This is a genomic window from Mesorhizobium sp. GbtcB19 (assembly GCF_019091085.1).
Taxonomy (GTDB): Bacteria; Pseudomonadota; Alphaproteobacteria; order Rhizobiales; family Rhizobiaceae; genus Mesorhizobium.
This window is the reverse complement of sequence record NZ_JAGXJY010000006.1, coordinates 67,947-83,310: the sequence shown is the minus strand read 5'-3', so window position 1 is coordinate 83,310 and position 15,364 is coordinate 67,947. Positions and strand designations below refer to the sequence as shown.

Below are 15,364 nucleotides of genomic sequence, written 5' to 3'. Positions count from 1 at the left end.
TTTTCGCGAAACGATGCGGAGCGGCACATTTTGCGTCGCTCCGCACAATTTCGTCATTGCTGGATCAGGTTGTTGAACTTCTCCGTCGCCTCGACGAGGGTGTCGCGCCAGAAGGCGGGATCCTGCAGCACCTGCTTCTTGACGTTCTCAGGCGCGGAATTGATGTCCTTGATGCGCTCCGGCGGGATCTTGCCGGTCTCGAAGGCCTTCTCGTTGGCCGGGCCGTTGTCGACATAGAGCGGCAGGTTGGCCTGGAGGTCGGGGCTGACGAATTTGGCCAGCGCCTTCATGGCGATGTCCTTGTTCTTCGAGCCTTTCGGGATGACCATGCAGTCGGCGGTGAGCACGCCCTGGTCGAAGGAGAAGCTGACCGGGGCACCGCTCTTCTTCAGCGTGCCGGCGCGGCCGTTCCAGATGCTCGCCATGTCGACCTCGCCGTCCTTGACGAGTTGCATGGCCTGCGCGCCGGAGGTCCACCAGGCATCGATATGGCCCTTGACCTTGTCGACGGATTGCAGGGCGCCGTCGATGTCGACCGGGTAGACCTTGTCGATCGGAATGCCCTTGGCAAGAGCGGCGACGCTCAGCGTCTCGGTCGCCTGGCTGCCGGAGAGCGCGCGGCGTCCGGGGAATTTCTGCACGTCCCAGAAATCGGCCCAGGTCTTGGGGCCTTTGTCGCCGAAAACGTCGGTGCGGTAGATCAGCACCACCGAGGTGTAGGAGATGCCGACCCAGTCGTCATGCACGAGCTTCGGATTGATGCCGGTCTTGTCGATGACATTGTAATCGAGCTTCTCGAACAGGCCTTCCTTGGAGCCGCGGGCGCATTCGTCGGCGCCGAGCTCGGTAATGTCCCATTTCACTGCATTGCCGGTGACCTGCAGGCGCACGTCGTCGAGGCCGTTGGTTGTGTCCTGCTTGATGGTGATGCCGAGATCCTTGGCCGTCGGATCGAAGAAGGCCTTGGTCTGCGCTTCCTGATAGGTGCCGCCCCATGAGGCGACGGTGATGGTGTCGGCGGCCGACGCCGGAACGGCGGCCGAGGCCAGCAGCCCGGCGATGGCCAGGCCGTGAATACAAAGTCTCTTCGTCATGTTCGCTTCTCCAACCGGTGTTCCCGTTATCGTTGCTTTGGTATGCGAATTTGTATACAATTTTGAGTGTAATTTTTTGGAGACCGATGTCAACACGGGTTTTCGCGTTTTTTGGGCGTTCGAAGACAGGCCGTTTCGTAGGGCGATTGCTTGCCCTGAAATGCTCCTGTTCAAGCGTGCCCTAAAACGAACTAAACTCGCGAATCCGTGACGCAACGTTGGAGGCGGGACGCTTGAAAGAGAGAAAGAACACGTTGCGCGACTCGGTGTTCGAGGCGCTGAAGGCGTTGATCATCACCGGGCAGATCCCGCCGGGCGGGCGCGTGACGGAAAACGAGATCGCCGAGCGCCTGAAGGTGAGCCGCACGCCGGTGCGCGAGGCCTTCAACCGGCTGGAGCGCGACGGCCTGGTGATCGGCCGCCCGCGCCAGGGCTATGTGGTGGCCGAGTTCAACCTGACCATGTTCCGCGAGGCCTTCGACATCCGCGAATTGCTCGACGGGCGCGCGACCGAACTGGCGGCCGCCAATGCGAGCGCCGCCGACAAGGAGCGGCTGCGCGAGATGCTGGCCGAATGCGAGCGGCTGGCGGCGATCCCGGACCGCAGCACGCGAGAGAAATTCGAGGAGTTGCAGGTCGGCATCGACCTGCACCGGGTGATCGCCGAGATCAGCGGCAACGAGATGCTCTCCGGCATGCTCGGCGGCATCCTCGACAAATGCCAGCAATATGTCTGGACCGAGCTTCTGTGGCTGGACGAGTGGAAGCTCACCCGCGAGGAGCACACCGGCATCGTCGATGCGATCTGCGACGGCGATGTCGCTCTAGCCGGCGAGCGCGCCCGCGCGCATGTGCGCGGCTCGCGCGAGAACATCCTGCGGCTGCTGCAGGCCAAGTCCGACTACCAGGGGTTCTTCGCCAAGGCGTCGTAAGTAAGCCAGCGCCTCAGTTCGAAAGCACAGGGCAGTTGGCGCCGCGCCGCAGGCTGATATGCGCAACGTCGCCGACGCCGAATTGAGAACCGTCGGCGCGGCGTGGCGCATCGATGACGATCGGAGTCCCCTGCCCGAGTTCGGCATGAAGACGCAGCGTGCGGCCGTGGAAGACGACGCCGCTGACCCGCGCCGGCGCGGTGCCTTCGGTGGCTTCGCTGGCAGCCAGAAGATCCTCCGGACGAACGCCGATGGTGCGCGTGTCGCCGGCGGCCGGCGTCTCGCCGTTGTCGGAGGTAGCCTCCAGCGGCAGGTCGCCGGCGGCAAAGCGCAGGCGCTCACCGTCGCGTCCGACAAAGCGCGATTGCAAAAGGTTCATCGTGCCGATGAAGGAGGCGACGAAGCGCGTCGCTGGGCGGTCATAGAGCGTTGCCGGCGCGGCGGTCTGCTCGATGCGGCCCTTGTTCATGACGACGATGCGATCGGAGATCGACAGCGCCTCGGTCTGGTCGTGGGTGACCATGACGAAAGTGGTGCCGAGCCGCGACTGCAGCCGCTTCAGCTCGACCTGCATCTGCTCGCGCAGATGCGCGTCGAGCGCCGACAGCGGTTCGTCGAGCAAGAGCACGCGCGGCTCGCAGACGATGGCCCGTGCCAGAGCGACGCGCTGGCGCTGGCCGCCGGACAATTCCGAGACGCGGGCGCGCAGCTTGTCGGCGAGCCCGACCATGTCGAGCGCGTCGCGAACCCGTTTTGCCTGCTCGGCTCCGGTGAGCTTGCGCAGCGACAGGCCGAAGCCGACATTGGCCGCGACGTCCATATGCGGAAACAGCGCGTAGTCCTGGAAGACGGTGTTGACCGGACGCTCGAAGGGCCGCAGCCCGGTGATGTCGCGGCCTTCGAGCAGGACATTGCCGCCGGTCGGGCTCTCGAAGCCGGCAATGACGCGCAGGCTGGTCGTCTTGCCGCAGCCGGACGGGCCGAGCAGGGTGAGGAACTCGCCCGGCGCGATGTCGAGATCGACGGCATCGAGGCCGACCACGCCGCCCGGGAAAACTTTCGAAACCTTCTGCAGTCTAACTAATGAGTCCCGCAATTCCGGACGGAAAACCGCTTCGCACTTTTCCTGGAATTGCACTGTCGCATCAGGCGCCATCGCGCACCTCGGACGGTTTTGTCGTGTTGACCCAGAGGATCTGGCAGCGCTCGGCGCCCGGGTTGCGGAAGGCATGCAGCAGCGTGCTCTTGAAGGCAAAGCTGTCGCCGGCCTTGAGCACATAGGTCGTGGCGTCGACCACCAGCTCGACCTCGCCGGTCATCACGAAACCGAATTCATGGCCGGCATGGGCATAAGCTTCCGCCGTGCCGCCGCCGGCCTCGACCGTCACCAGCATGCCGGTGAGCGTGGCGGCGGGCGGCGACAGCAGCGCCTTGGCGATGCCTTCGGATTTGACCGGGATCGAGCGCCGCTTGTCGGCGCGCACGCAATAGAGGTCGTTGACCGCTTCATTGCCGTCGGTGATCAGCGCCGAGGGCTCGATGTCGAGCGCGGCGGCCAGCGGCCAGATGACCTTGACGCGCAGCGAGGACATGCCGCGTTCGATCTGGCTGAGCGCGCCGATGGAGATGCCTGCCTTGGCGGCCAGGTCGGCCAGCGAGAGCTTGCGCTCCAGTCTGAGCGCCCGCACGCGCCGGCCGACGCGAATGTCGGCATCGTCTTTCGGTTTTGTCGCCGCTTCGTCAAGGATGTCCATGCATCGGTCCTCGTTGTCTTTCCCTTCTCCCCTTGTGGGAGAAGGTGGATCGGCGCGATAGCGCCGAGACGGATGAGGGGTGTTCCAGCGGAGTGAGACGTCGGCTTTCCCTGGAGCACCCCTCATCCGGCCGCTGCGCGGCCACCTTCTCCCACAAGGGGAGAAGGGGGCGTCTCAGCTCAACCCCCAGCCTTCACCTTCTCGAACATCTTGGCCATATCGTCATTCTGCTTCATCGGGCCGGTGAAGATGGTGCTCTTCAGCATCACGTCCGGGTCGGCCGGCAGCTGCAGCTTCTCCAACTCGTCCTTTGACACGCCGGCGAAAGCGGTCGAGAGCGAGCTGCCATAGCCATAGGACTGGATCAGGAACTTGCCCGAGTCGGCATCGAGCCGGCTGTTGATGAAGTCATAGGCGAGATCGACGTTCTTAGCGTCCTTCAGCATGACGAAGCCGCAGGCCCAGGTCAGCATGCCTTCCTTCGGCTTCATGAACTCGACCGGAACGCCCTGCTTCTTCAGCGACGTGGCCGACGCGTTCCAGGTCATTGCGGCGACCAGTTGGCCGCTTGCCAGCGCCTGCTCGACCGAAGTCATGTCGGTGGTGTAGCTGGACAAAAGCGGCCGCTGCTCGCGCAGCTTTTCGGCCACCTTGTCCATCTCAGCCGGCGTCATGTCGAAGGGGTTCACGCCGGCGAGAAGGGCGGCGACGATCGGCGTGTCATGCACCGCATCGATGGTCGCCATGCGGCCGGCATACTGCTTGTCCCACAGAAGGTTCCAGCTCGCCTCGGGGTTCTTCACCAGATCGGTGCGGTAGAGGATCGAGGTGTTGCCCCAGTCCCACGGCACCATCCACACCTTGCTGTCGCCGGCCTGCAGGTCGGGCAGGTTCTTGAACACCGGGAAGATCGAATCCCAGTTCTTGATACGCTTGGTGTCGATCGGCTGCAGCAGGCCTTCCTTGTTCCAGCGCGCCACCTTGTCGTAGCAGGGGTGCGCGATGTCGGGCCGGAAGCCGGCCTTGACCTTGGTGAAGGCATCGTCGTCGTCGCCGAAGATCGTCGCCTCGACGCCGTCCGGATGCGCGGCGAGGAAGCTCTTGTTGAAGTCGGGCAATTCGTAGCCCGACCAGGTGAAATATTGCAGCTTGTCGGCGGCAAACGCGACCGTCGACGACAGCGCCAGGGCGAGTGCGGCAAGGCCCGCCCGTGCTTTGTGTCCGGTGATCGATTTCAGGTGAAATGTCATTTTCGTTCTCCTCTTCTTTGTTGTGGTTCAGGCTGGATTGCGGCGCGCGGCGCCGAGGCCGCGATGGCGCAGGATTTCAGCGGTGCCGGCGATGATGAAGGAGACGGTAAGGATCACCGTTCCCAGCGCCATCACGGTCGGTAGCGAGCGCGGGAAGCGCAATTGGCTCCAGATGTAGAGCGGCAGCGTCGGCTGGGTGCCGGCGAGGAAAAAGACGACGATGAACTCGTCGAAGGAGATCAGGAAAGAGAGCATGAAGGCTGACAGCACGGCCGGCGCGCTCAGCGGCAGCATGACGCGCCGGAACGTCGTCCAGTCGGAAGCGCCGAGGTCGAGGGCCGCCTCGCGGATCGTCTTCGGAATGGCGGCGAAGCGGCTGCGCATCACCACCACCGTCGTCGGCAGCGCGACGAGGATATGGCCGAGCACGATGGAGATGCGCGACGGGCCGAGGCCGATGAGGTTGACCAGGATCAACAGCGAAATGCCGACGATGACGCCGGGGATCAGGATCGGAAGCCGGGCGATCGCGCTGATCGTGGCGGCGAGCGGCGAACGGCCATAGAGGTCCATATAGGAAACTGTGATGCCGCAGAGCGTCGCCCCGAAAGCGGCGATGACGCCGATGACGAGACTGTTGGCCAAGGCGCCGGTGAGCGCCGGATTGCCGTAGAGCGTCCGGTACCAGTCCAGCGTAAAACCCTGCAGCGGAAACGCCGCCTGGATGGAGTTGTTGAAGGAAAACAGCGGGATCAAAAGCACCGGCAGATAGAGGAAGACGAGATAGCCAAGCACATAGAGGCCGAGCCAGCCGCCGCCTGAGTTTGTGTCGGTCCGCGCGCTCATGTGCGGCTGCCAAACCGGCGGTCGGCGCCGCGCGCGAGAAGCACCACGCACAGGATCACCAGCATGACGCAGACCGAAAGCGCTGCGCCGAACGGCCAGTCATTAGCCTTGCCGAACTGCGACTGGATCAGCGTGCCGATCATGGTGCTGGCCGGGCCGCCGACCATGGCCGGCGTGACATAGTCGCCGACGGTCGGCACGAAGACGACGAGCGCGGCGGCCAGAACGCCCGGCATGGAGTTCGGCAGCACGACGCGGCGGAAGCTGGTGAAGGGACGAGCGCCGAGATCGGACGCGGCTTCGAGCAGCGATTTCGGGATCGTGTCCAGGGCCACATAGATCGGCAGGATGGCGAAAGGCGCGTAGGCGTGGGCGAGCGTCACCACCACCGCGGCCGGCGTGTTGAGGAAAGCGAGCGTCGGCTGCGACCAGAGGCCGGTCTCGATGAAGGCCGAGTTGAGCACGCCATTATAGGCAAGCACGATCTTCCAGGCGAAGACGCGCAACAGATAGCTGGTCCAGAACGGCAGCGTGACGAGGAAGAGCAAAAGGTTGCGGCGGCGGCCGGCATGGAAGGCAAGGTAATAGGCGACCGGATAGGCGGTGACCACTGTGGCGAGCGTCACCAGGCCGGCGATGACCAGCGAGCGCAGCGTCACCGTCCAGTAGAGCGGATCGGTGGCGACGGTGAGGAAATTCTCCGCCGTCAGGCCGACGCCGAGCAGCGAGCCGTCATTGCCCCTGAAGGCGAGGAAGACCACCAGGCCGAGCGCGAACAGGATGAGGAAGAAGGTGACCAGCCCGCCCGGCAGCAGCATGGCGAAGCGGAACACCGGCGAGATGCGGTTTTCCGGCAATGGCCGAGCTGCGGCGATGGTCGACATCCGGCTGTCCATCGGATTTTTGAAATCCACTAATGCTTTTTCATATTCATGAAACTGTCAAGCTGAATCGCTTGTGCACTGCACGCGTTCGGCGTCAGCGCTCGAATGCGTCGAGCATGCGGTACCAGGTGATCGTCGCGGCAACGCCGACCTGGCGGAAAGCGTGGAACGGGATCGGCTTGATCTGCGACAGCGGGAACGGCAATTGCCTGGCATCGCCGCTCGCGAGGTAGCTCGCCATGCGCTTGCCCAGCGCGCTCATCAGGCCGACGCCCCTGCCCTGGCAACCGACGACGGCGAGCAGGCCTTTCTCCGGCTCATGCAGATGCGGCAGGTGATCCGGCGTCAGCGCGACGCGGCCGAACCAGCGCTTCTCGATGGCGATGCCGGCAAGCGCCGGATAAAGGCGGATGAGCGCGCGCTCGCAATGCGCCCAGTCGGCAGGGCTGGAAGGCAGCGCCATGCGGCCGCGGCCACCAAGCACCATGCGGCCATCGGGGCTTTTGCGATAGTAAACGAGGATGCGGCGTGAATCGGAAACGGCCTGCCCGCCAGGCAGGATGCTTGCGGCAAGCGCCGCCGGCAGCGGCGCGGTGGCGATCTGGAAGGAATGCAGCGGCACGATGGTCTGGGCAAGCCCAGGCAGCAGGCCGTCCGTATAGGCATTGGTGGCGAGCACGACCGACTTGGCGCGCAGTTCGGCGCCGCTCTGCGTCGAGACCCGCCAGATGCCGGCCTGTTTGGCGAGCTTCACCACACGCTGCTGCTCGGCGATGCTGGCGCCGGCAGCCGCCGCGACGCGGGCCAATTCGAGCGTGTAGGACAGCGGATCGATGACGCCGGCACGGCGGTCGAGCCAGCCGCCGAGATAGCCCCTGGCGCCGGTCATCGCCGTGATTCCGGCCTGGTCGAGCAGTTCGACCTCGGCGCCGCGCGAGCGCCATTGGCGATCGCGGTTGGCGGCCGCCTTCAGCGCGGTTTCGGTGTGCGCGGCCTGGATCCAGCCATTGCGCGTGAACGGCACGGCCAGCTTCTCGTCATGGATCACGTCGAACACCGCATCGGCCGTCGAAGCGGCAAACGCGACCAAAGCTTCGCCGCGCTCCTCGCCGAAATGCCTGAGCAGCCATTCCGGATCGTATTTGAGGCCGGGAATGACCTGGCCGCCGTTCAAGCCCGAAGCACCCTGCCCGATCGCTCCGGCGTCCAGAACCTGGACGGAAAGGCCGGCGCGCGCCGCGTAGAGCGCCGTCGACAGCCCCATAATGCCGCCGCCGACGATGATCGCGTCCAAAGTATCGCCGGACGACAGTTCGGACCGGAAAGCCGGCGCCGTTTGGGGTTTCTGCCAGACCGGATCGGAGAAGGCTGCGGGCAAAGATCACCTCGGCGCTGAACTGCGTGAAAATCCTATTGTCGATTTCACAGATTTGAAAGATCGTTTCGATGGGCCAGATCACCGGCGGCTGTGAGGCAGCAAGCCCATTGGCCCCATAGACCACACCAGCAACGGGATAGACGTTTGGGCAAAATGCGGGGAAAGTGCCGCCTGCAAAATCGAGAGGACAGCGCCATGACCGATCCGACCCGCCTGCCCGCCGACGGACTTTTCGTCGGCCGCGCCAGGACCAGCCACGCTGCCCACCCGTTGGTGGTCACGGTGCGGAACGGCGAGGTCATCGACATCACCTCGAGCGCGGCGCCGACGGTGCGCGACCTTTGCGAGCTGACCGACCCGGCCGGCTATCTGCGCTCCGCACAAGGCAAGGCGATCGGCGCGCTCGCCGACATCGCGGCGAACAGTTTTGAGGCCACGCGCGACGCTGGGAAGCCGACCCTGCTTTCGCCCGTCGACCTGCAGGCGGTAAAAGCTTCCGGCGTCACCTTCGTCGTCAGCCTGCTCGAGCGCGTCATCGAGGAGCAGGCGCGCGGCTCGGCGGAAAAGGCCGACGCCATCCGCGCCGACATCGCCGGACTGATCGGCCATGACCTCTCCAAGCTAAAGCCCGGCTCGCAGGAAGCGATGGAGATCAAGGCCAAGTTGATTTCGCGCGGCGCCTGGTCGCAATATCTGGAAGTGGGCATCGGCCCGGACGCCGAAATCTTCACCAAGTGCCAGCCGATGGCCTCCGTCGGCTTCGGCGCTGATGTCGGGCTGCATCCCGTCTCCACCTGGAACAATCCGGAGCCGGAGATCGCCATGATCGCCGACAGTGCGGGCCGTATCGTCGGCGCCACGCTCGGCAACGACGTCAATCTGCGCGACGTCGAGGGGCGCTCGGCGCTGCTGCTCGGCAAGGCCAAGGACAACAATGCTTCCGCCTCGCTCGGGCCGTTCATCCGGCTCTTCGACGAAACCTTCTCCATCGCCGACGTGAAGCGTGCCACGGTGCGGCTCAGCGTCGAGGGCGAGGACGGCTTCTCGCTGGAGGGTGCGAGCTCGATGGCGGAAATCAGCCGTTCGCCGGAAGAGCTGGTCAAGGCGGCGATGGGGCCGCACCATCAGTATCCCGACGGGCTGGCGCTCTATCTCGGCACCATGTTCGTGCCGTCGAAGGATCGCGGCGAGAAGGGCAAGGGCTTTACCCATAAGGTCGGCGACATCGTCACCATCTCGTCGGAAAAACTCGGCGCGCTCACCAACCGCGTGCGGCTGTCGCCGGACTGCGCGCACTGGACTTACGGCGCCAGTCACCTCATGCGCGACCTGGCGAAGGCCGATCTTCTCTGAAACACGGGCAAAAAGGCCGGCCCCATCAACACAATTTTATGCAACCACAGGTGACTAAGGGCGCGATCCGCTCCAAGATCGCGCTCTGGCCGGGGGGCCGCCTGAATGTCCGATTCGCCATTGATCGTGGTGCGCAGCCTTGCCAAGCGCCTTGGCGGCTTTGTCGCGCTCGAAGATATGAGCCTCGCCGCTGAGCGGGGCACGATCCATGCCGTCGTCGGCGAAAGCGGCGCCGGCAAATCGGTCATGGCCAGGATCCTGGCCGGCATCGAGCGCCCGGACGGCGGCGCGATCGAGATCGACGGCCACAAGGTCGCCATCGACAGCCCGAACGCGGCGCGCAAGCATGGGCTTGCCGTGGTGCTGCAGCAAACCGCGCTGTTTCCCGACCTGTCGGTGCTCGCCAATCTGTTCGTCAACCGCGAGCCGGTGCAGAGCGGCCTGATCGCGCGCCGCGAGATGCAGGCGCGCAGTTTCGCGCTGCTGCGCGAGCTCGGCCTTGTGGTCGACGTCGGCGCGCCGCTGGGCGAACTCAGCGCCGCCGAACGGCAGCTCGTCGGCATCGCCCGCGCGCTCCTCGATCACCCTAGGCTGCTCGCGCTGGACGAGCCTTGCGAGGCGCTCGACCGAAGCCAGGCCGATCGACTGTTTGCGGTTCTGCGCGAGCTGAAGGCCCGCGGCATGATCATGCTCTATCTGACCAACAGGCTGGAGGAAGCGCTCGCGCTCGCCGATCAGGTCACGGTGATGCGCAATGGCCGCGACGTGCTCAGCAAGCCACGGTCCGATCTGACGCCGACCGAGGAAGCGATGATCGGACAGCTAGGCCTGACGCTGTTTCCATTGCCGCTCCGCTCGCTGTCGAATGTCGCCGGCACGCTGCGGCCGCAACTGACCGTAAGCGGGCTGAGCGGCGGCAGGCTTGCCGACGTCGAGTTCAGCGCCCGCGCTGGCGAAATCACCGGTCTCGCCGGCCTTCCCGGCTCCGGCGTGTCGGACCTTCTCGCCATGCTGTTCGGCCAGCGCCGGGCGCGCAGGGGCAAGGTGCGTTTTCCCGATGGCGACGGCCTGCCAAAGTCCCGCACCGAAGCCGCGCGACGCGGCATCTGCCTGACCTCCGGCCGAGCCGGCAACGGCCTGATGGCCGACAAGTCGATCGCCTTCAACCTGTCCAGCGTGGTGGTCGGCGCGCGCGACTGGGGCCGCCGCTGGTATTCGCCGAAGACCGCGACCGAGCGCGCGGCGCGGCAGGTCGAGGCGCTGCGCATTCGCAGCGGCAGCGATGAACTTGCCGGCTCGCTGTCCGCCGGTGGCCGCCGGAAAGTGGCTTTCGGCAGATGGCTGGAGATCGGTCCCCAGGTCGTGCTGCTCGACGAGCCGGCGCGCGGCATCGACATCGGCAGCAAGCAGGAAATCTATGCGCTGATCCGGCAAATGGCCGCCTGCGGCTGCGTCGTGCTTTTGCATTCGACCCAGATGTCCGAGCTGGCGGGGCTTTGCGACCGCGTCATCGCCTTTCGCGAAGGCCGGATCGCCGGCGACGTCGCCGGTGCCGAGATGGACGCCGCAGCGCTCCGCCGGCTGATCACCGGCGATGCGGCGGCCGCCGCGCAGGAGCCGGCAACGACCAGCCAAAGGGACGCCGCATGACCAGCGCCGACACTAGTCCACGCCTGGCCGGATCGGCGGCAGCGAAGACGAAGCCGAACTTACGGTTGCCTGCCGAGACCGGTGTGGTCGTGGCGCTGGCCGTGCTTGTCGGATTGCTCGGCTGGCTGCAGCGGCCATTCCTCGAACCCGCCAATCTGTTTGCGCTGCTGGAGCAGGCCGCCCTGCCCGGCATCGTCGCCGTGGGCATGGTGTTCGTCCTCACGATCCGCGAGATCGACCTCTCGGTCGGCGCGATGTTTCACCTTACCGCGGTCGTCGCGGCGGTGCTGATTGCAGCCGGGGTCGATCCCTGGCTTTCGGCTTTTGCCGGCGTCGCGCTCGGCATGTGCCTTGGCCTCGCCAATGGCCTGCTTGCGCTGGCTCTGCGCGTGCCGGTGATCGCGGTGACGCTCGGCACCTGGTGGATGGCCGACGGCCTGTCGTCGGTCATCGGCAAGGGACAGGCAATCGCGCCGTCGACAGGCGAAGGCAACTTCTTCCCCGCCCTCTCCGGCAAGGTCTTCGGCCTGGTGCCGGCAAGTGTCGTGATCTTCATCCTGCTGGCGGTGACGCTGCAGACCGTGCTGCATCGCACCCGCTTCGGCTACCGCGTGCAGGCGACCGGCAGCAATCCGGAAGCCGCGGCCCATGCGGGCATTGCCACGGCCACGGTGCGGCTGATGGCGCTGGCGTTGATGGGCGCGGTCGCGGGGCTCGCCGGCGTCATCCATCTCGGCGCTCAGGGCACGGTCGCGCCTGCCGACGGCAATGGCTTGGCCCTGTTCGCCATCACGGCGGCCCTGCTCGGCGGCACGCGGTTGTCGGGCGGCCACGGCAGCGTCATCGGCGCGGCGATCGGAGCGCTGGTGATCCAGGTCGCGCTGAGCGGCATGGCGTTGCTCGGCGTCGACGGCGCATGGGAGAGTTTCGCGATCGGCGCGCTGCTGGTCGCGGCACTTGCGGCCGACTATCTCGGCAGGATTTGGCGCAGCCATCGCGCCGAACGCAGACTTGCGACCAGGCGCGGCTAAAGCGCGTCGCGCTTGAACGGCCTCATGCGACGCGCTTTAGGTTGTTGTTTTTATGCATGTCGTTGTCCCAAAACCGCTGCGCACTTTTGGGCGATATGCATTGAGCCCAGCCCCCTCACAGAAATATCACCGCAGCTGATGCAATCTGATGGGATCGGTGATGGCGTGCGCGCCTCACCCAACATCCATTGGCGATGGAGGCTTGCCATCGGCTGAAAAAGGGAATGCTCTGGACGTTCCGATCGGCGCTGGCAGGAGGTGCGGTCTCTCTCGACCGTCGCGCTTGATGTGGAACTGGTTTCAACATGGGAGGAAATCGAATGCTTTCGAGGCTAAGACTGCTCGTGCTTGGCTTGATCGCGCTCATCGCCATTCCGGCGATGGCGCAGGCCAAGACGTTCTACTGGATTTCACATGGCGGCCCGGCCGATCCGGTCTGGACCTACTTCCTGGCCGGCGCCAAGCAGTGGGCCAGCGACACCGGCAACAAGGTCAACACGTCCTTCCACAATGGCGACGTCGCCTCGCAGCAGGAAGCGATCCGCGCCGCCATCTCGGCCAAGGCCGACGGCATCGTCACCACCAGCCCCGATCCGGGCAGCCTGATCGAACTGGCCAAGGAAGCGCGCGCGGCCAACATCCCGATCATCAACTTCAACACGCCGGACCCGAAAGCCAACTTCAACGCCTATGTCGGCGGCGACAACGTCACCTTCGGCAAGCACTGGGCGCAGTATCTGGTCGACAAGGGCCTGGTGAAGAAGGGCGACTTCGTCTGGATGCCGGTCGAGGTTCCCGGCGCCACCTATGGCGTGCAGGAAGAGGAAGGCATCAAGAGCGTGTTCGGGCCGGCCGGCATCACCTATGAGATCACCGAGGCCACGCTCGACCAGGCCGAGGTGATCAGCCGCATGGCCGACTACCTCACCGCGCACAAGGGCAAGGTGAAGGCGATCATCGGCCTCGGCGACCTCGTCACCGGATCGATCAAGCGCGTGTTCGACCAGGTCGGCGTCAAGCCGGGCGAAATCCCGGTCGTCGGCTGGGGCAACTCGCTCGACACGACGCAGGAAGTGCTGAACGGCTATGTCAACGCCGCGCAGTGGCAGGACCCGCAGGCGACCAGCTATGTGGCGCTGTCGCTGGCCAACATGGCCGCCAGCGGCATTCCTCCGGGCTTCAACGTGATCACCGGCGCGCTCTATGAGAAGGACACCGCCGGCGTGTACGACAAGATCCTGTCGGGCAAATAATCCCCTTGAGCGAACGGTCGCGACCACAAAAGTCGCGACCGTTTTCCTGTCCCGCCGCGCCCGCCTTCACAGGCAGGCCGGCCCTCACGACGCGGGTTCAATGGAAAACCGTTCCTTCATCCAACGCCTGATCGCACGGCCTGAATTCGGTCCGCTGGTGCTGCTCCTCCTCGAACTCGTCGTCTTCTGGGGCATCAACCCCGACTTCCTGTCGCCGCAGAACATTTCCAACATCCTGGCCTTCACCGTCGAGCTCGGCCTGATCGCGCTGGCGATGACGCTCTTGATGACATCGGGTGAATTCGACCTCTCGGTCGGCTCGCTGTTCGGCTTCTCGCCGGTGCTGATGTGGACGCTCTTCAACAGCGGCGTCACCTCGCTGGAGGTGGGGCTGCTGATCGCGCTTATGGTCGCCGCCCTGATCGGCCTGGTCAATGGCTGGTTCGTCACCCAACTCAAGATCCCGTCCTTCCTGGTCACGCTCGGCATGTTGCTGGTCGTGCGCGGCACGGCACTCTTCGTCACCGACGGGTTCCCGCAGCGCACCTGGAGCGCCGAAGGCAGCTGGCTGGCGAACATCCTGGTCGGCGATTTCTATGTCGGACCGTTCCGCATCTACGCCTCGCTGTTCTGGTTCATAGGCGCTGCGATCGTGCTCGGCTATGTGCTGACACAGAGCCGCACCGGCAACTGGATCCAGGCCGCCGGCGGCAATCCGCTTGCGGCCCGCGCCCGCGGCGTCAACGTCAACCGGGTCAAGGTCGGGCTGTTCGTGCTCTCGGCGCTCATGGCCTCGCTCGCCGGCGTGATCTCGTCGCTGCGCACTTCGGCCGCCAACCCCAACAGCGGCACCGGCTACGAGCTCGAGGTCATCGCCATGGTGGTGATCGGCGGCACGGCGCTGACCGGCGGGCGCGGCACCATCATCGGCACCGTGCTCGGCATCCTGATCCTGCGCGTCATGCGCAACGGCATCGTGCTGATCGGCGTGCCGGGGCTGGCCTACAACATCTTCATCGGCGCGATCATCCTCGGCATGATGGCGTTGCATTCATGGCTCGAACGCCGGCACCAGGCAGGGACGTGAACGATGACTGAGCCGCTGATCCGCATGGAAAACATCCGCAAGTCCTACGGGCGCGTGCAGGCGCTGGTGGACGCCAATTTCCACGTCAACGAAAAGGAGATCGTCGGCCTGCTCGGCGACAACGGCGCCGGCAAGTCGACGCTGATCAAGGTGCTGTCGGGAGCGGTGCCGCTGACCAGCGGCGACATCTTCATCCGCGGCAAGAAGGTCGCGCTTCGCTCCACCAGCGATGCCATCGCGCACGGCATCGAGACGATCTACCAGGACTCCGCGCTGGTCACGCAGCTGTCGATCGCGCGCAACCTGTTCCTCGGACGCGAGCCGATCAAACCGCCGCGCTTCCTCAACCGCATGGACCAGGAGGCGATGAACTCTGTGGCGCGCGAGTTGCTCAGGCAGGTCGGCATCACCAAGAACATCCCGCCGACGACGCCGATCGGCTCGCTGTCGGGTGGCGAGCGTCAGGCGGTGGCGATCGCGCGTGCCATGCATTTCGACAGCGACCTCATCATCCTCGACGAGCCGACCAACAATCTCGGCGTCGCCGAGACGCAAGGCGTGCTGAGCTTCGTGCGCAGCGCCCGCGATTCCGGCCATTCCTGCATCTTCATCGCCCACAACATCCACCATGTCTTCCAGGTGGTCGACCGCATCGTGGTGATGCGCCGCGGCAAGGTGGTGGCCGACGACATCGACCCGAAAAAGACCACGGTGGCGGAAGTCGAGCGCGTCATCACCGGCATGTCGGACAAGGAAATCCGCGACGCGATTTCCGATCGCCCGCAGCCGCACGGCTGATTGCCGACCTGCAGGTCGCATCGGCCGCCAAGCGCCGTTTCACGCCTGCAGCTG

The 15,364-nt window shown here is 65.2% G+C and carries 14 protein-coding genes; 7 read left to right on the top strand and 7 right to left on the bottom strand.

Features of this window, described 5'->3' with window-relative positions; genetic code table 11:
- Window positions 1-53: 53 nt before the first annotated feature.
- The gene (locus KVT37_RS13050; protein WP_217573437.1) at window positions 54-1,094 is read right to left on the bottom strand and encodes an ABC transporter substrate-binding protein; all 1,041 of its coding nucleotides are present in this window, start codon (window positions 1,092-1,094) and stop codon (window positions 54-56) included.
- Between the two features lie 233 nt (window positions 1,095-1,327).
- Between KVT37_RS13050 and KVT37_RS13045 the strand changes: the two genes are divergently transcribed.
- On the top strand, window positions 1,328-2,026 hold the full coding sequence (locus tag KVT37_RS13045) for a GntR family transcriptional regulator (protein WP_217573435.1): 699 nt from the start codon (window positions 1,328-1,330) through the stop codon (window positions 2,024-2,026).
- 13 nt (window positions 2,027-2,039) lie between these two features.
- On the opposite strand, the gene KVT37_RS13040 is transcribed toward KVT37_RS13045, so the two are convergent.
- The 6 genes from KVT37_RS13040 to KVT37_RS13015 all read right to left on the bottom strand — a co-directional run bounded on the left by KVT37_RS13040 (window position 2,040) and on the right by KVT37_RS13015 (window position 8,138).
- Window positions 2,040-3,182, bottom strand: a complete 1,143-nt coding sequence (locus tag KVT37_RS13040; RefSeq protein WP_217573433.1) for an ABC transporter ATP-binding protein — start codon at window positions 3,180-3,182, stop codon at window positions 2,040-2,042.
- Entirely contained in the window at window positions 3,172-3,780 is a 609-nt protein-coding gene (locus KVT37_RS13035) for a cupin domain-containing protein (RefSeq protein ID WP_217573431.1), read from the bottom strand. The genes KVT37_RS13040 and KVT37_RS13035 overlap by 11 nt, the downstream gene beginning before the upstream one ends.
- 179 nt (window positions 3,781-3,959) lie before the next feature.
- Window positions 3,960-5,030 carry an ABC transporter substrate-binding protein gene (locus KVT37_RS13030; RefSeq protein WP_217573429.1) on the bottom strand — a complete coding sequence of 357 codons (1,071 nt, stop codon included), beginning with the start codon at window positions 5,028-5,030 and terminating at the stop codon, window positions 3,960-3,962.
- Between the two features lie 27 nt (window positions 5,031-5,057).
- Entirely contained in the window at window positions 5,058-5,876 is an 819-nt protein-coding gene (locus KVT37_RS13025) for an ABC transporter permease (protein WP_217573427.1), read from the bottom strand.
- Window positions 5,873-6,760: an ABC transporter permease gene (locus tag KVT37_RS13020; RefSeq protein ID WP_217573425.1), complete on the bottom strand. Its 888-nt coding sequence runs from the start codon at window positions 6,758-6,760 to the stop codon at window positions 5,873-5,875. The genes KVT37_RS13025 and KVT37_RS13020 overlap by 4 nt, the downstream gene beginning before the upstream one ends.
- A 94-nt stretch (window positions 6,761-6,854) precedes the next feature.
- Entirely contained in the window at window positions 6,855-8,138 is a 1,284-nt protein-coding gene (locus tag KVT37_RS13015; protein ID WP_217573423.1) for an FAD-binding oxidoreductase, read from the bottom strand.
- Window positions 8,139-8,333: 195 nt separating this feature from the next.
- Between KVT37_RS13015 and KVT37_RS13010 the strand changes: the two genes are divergently transcribed.
- The 6 genes from KVT37_RS13010 to KVT37_RS12985 all read left to right on the top strand — a co-directional run bounded on the left by KVT37_RS13010 (window position 8,334) and on the right by KVT37_RS12985 (window position 15,310).
- A complete protein-coding gene (locus KVT37_RS13010; RefSeq protein WP_217573421.1) occupies window positions 8,334-9,491 on the top strand; it encodes a fumarylacetoacetate hydrolase family protein in 1,158 nt (385 codons plus the stop codon).
- Window positions 9,492-9,596: 105 nt separating this feature from the next.
- On the top strand, window positions 9,597-11,141 hold the full coding sequence (locus KVT37_RS13005) for a sugar ABC transporter ATP-binding protein (protein WP_217573418.1): 1,545 nt from the start codon (window positions 9,597-9,599) through the stop codon (window positions 11,139-11,141).
- Window positions 11,138-12,172, top strand: coding sequence for an ABC transporter permease (locus KVT37_RS13000; protein ID WP_217573416.1), 1,035 nt, complete (start codon window positions 11,138-11,140; stop codon window positions 12,170-12,172). The genes KVT37_RS13005 and KVT37_RS13000 overlap by 4 nt, the downstream gene beginning before the upstream one ends.
- 320 nt (window positions 12,173-12,492) lie before the next feature.
- The gene (locus tag KVT37_RS12995; protein ID WP_217573414.1) at window positions 12,493-13,425 is read left to right on the top strand and encodes a substrate-binding domain-containing protein; all 933 of its coding nucleotides are present in this window, start codon (window positions 12,493-12,495) and stop codon (window positions 13,423-13,425) included.
- 100 nt (window positions 13,426-13,525) lie between these two features.
- Entirely contained in the window at window positions 13,526-14,512 is a 987-nt protein-coding gene (locus KVT37_RS12990; protein ID WP_217573412.1) for an ABC transporter permease, read from the top strand.
- Window positions 14,513-14,515: 3 nt separating this feature from the next.
- Window positions 14,516-15,310: an ATP-binding cassette domain-containing protein gene (locus tag KVT37_RS12985; RefSeq protein WP_217573411.1), complete on the top strand. Its 795-nt coding sequence runs from the start codon at window positions 14,516-14,518 to the stop codon at window positions 15,308-15,310.
- Window positions 15,311-15,364: the final 54 nt, after the last annotated feature.

Bases quoted from the DNA above. Each gene is read 5' to 3' on its own strand.
- KVT37_RS13035 (WP_217573431.1), bottom strand. From the start codon at position 3,780: ATGGACATCCTTGACGAAGCGGCGACAAAACCGAAAGACGATGCCGAC.
- KVT37_RS12995 (WP_217573414.1), top strand. From the start codon at position 12,493: ATGCTTTCGAGGCTAAGACTGCTCGTGCTTGGCTTGATCGCGCTCATC.
- KVT37_RS13025 (WP_217573427.1), bottom strand. From the start codon at position 5,876: ATGAGCGCGCGGACCGACACAAACTCAGGCGGCGGCTGGCTCGGCCTC.
- KVT37_RS13010 (WP_217573421.1), top strand. From the start codon at position 8,334: ATGACCGATCCGACCCGCCTGCCCGCCGACGGACTTTTCGTCGGCCGC.
- KVT37_RS13000 (WP_217573416.1), top strand. From the start codon at position 11,138: ATGACCAGCGCCGACACTAGTCCACGCCTGGCCGGATCGGCGGCAGCG.
- KVT37_RS13040 (WP_217573433.1), bottom strand. From the start codon at position 3,182: ATGGCGCCTGATGCGACAGTGCAATTCCAGGAAAAGTGCGAAGCGGTT.
- KVT37_RS13020 (WP_217573425.1), bottom strand. From the start codon at position 6,760: ATGTCGACCATCGCCGCAGCTCGGCCATTGCCGGAAAACCGCATCTCG.
- KVT37_RS12990 (WP_217573412.1), top strand. From the start codon at position 13,526: ATGGAAAACCGTTCCTTCATCCAACGCCTGATCGCACGGCCTGAATTC.
- KVT37_RS12985 (WP_217573411.1), top strand. From the start codon at position 14,516: ATGACTGAGCCGCTGATCCGCATGGAAAACATCCGCAAGTCCTACGGG.
- KVT37_RS13005 (WP_217573418.1), top strand. From the start codon at position 9,597: ATGTCCGATTCGCCATTGATCGTGGTGCGCAGCCTTGCCAAGCGCCTT.
- KVT37_RS13050 (WP_217573437.1), bottom strand. From the start codon at position 1,094: ATGACGAAGAGACTTTGTATTCACGGCCTGGCCATCGCCGGGCTGCTG.
- KVT37_RS13030 (WP_217573429.1), bottom strand. From the start codon at position 5,030: ATGACATTTCACCTGAAATCGATCACCGGACACAAAGCACGGGCGGGC.